Source organism: Vibrio sp. 2130-1 (assembly GCF_033339515.1).
In genome coordinates this window covers 1-782 of record NZ_JAWOUT010000185.1, presented here as the reverse complement: position 1 = coordinate 782, position 782 = coordinate 1, and the positions used below count along the sequence as shown (strand labels likewise).

The window sequence follows — 782 nt, the reverse complement described above, 5'->3', positions numbered from 1 at the left end:
TCGCATTCACTGTCGTGTTCTTGGGCGCTGAGTTTCCATCGCTGATTGGTGGTTTGGTTGGTCTTTCTATCGTCGTAACTGCTGCGAAAAAAGGTTTCCTAGTTCCTAAAACAAAATGGGATTTTGAAAGCGAAGACAAATGGCCTGCAGAGTGGCTAGGCTCTTTGAAAGTGGATCTGCACGACAATCCTGGTAAGCCAATGAGCTTGGTAAAAGCGTGGATTCCTTATGTAATGCTGGCCGTTATTTTGGTAGCAAGCCGCGTAAGCTCGGAGTTTAAAGGTCTACTGCAAAGCATCAGCGTGTCGTTTAGCAACATTCTAGGCGAGACAGGCGTTAGCGCTGCAATCCAGCCGCTTTACCTTCCTGGTGGTGTACTGGTGTTCGTTGCTCTGCTTGCTGCTGTATTGCAAAGCGGTAGCGCAAAACCTTTGCGTGAAGCATTCGGCGAGTCAAGCAAAACGCTAATCGGTGCAGGCTTCGTATTGGTGTTCACTATCCCGATGGTACGTATCTTCATCAACTCAGGAGTGAACGGTGCTGACCTAGCAAGTATGCCTGTAACAACCGCGAACTTTGCCTCAGACCTCGTTGGCTCTGCATTCCCAGCGCTGAGTGCAACGGTTGGTGCGCTAGGTGCATTCATTGCGGGTTCGAATACCGTATCGAACATGATGTTCAGCCAGTTCCAATTCGAAGTCGCGCAGACATTGTCTATCTCAAGCGTGGTTGTAGTGTCACTGCAAGCCGTTGGCGCGGCTGCGGGTAACATGATTGCCATT

1 protein-coding gene is annotated in these 782 nt (G+C 49.9%); it reads left to right on the top strand.

Features of this window, described 5'->3' with window-relative positions; translation table 11 throughout:
• A partial coding sequence (locus tag R7Q09_RS25055) for an L-lactate permease (protein WP_318143812.1) occupies positions 1 to 782 on the top strand: 782 nt, incomplete at both ends.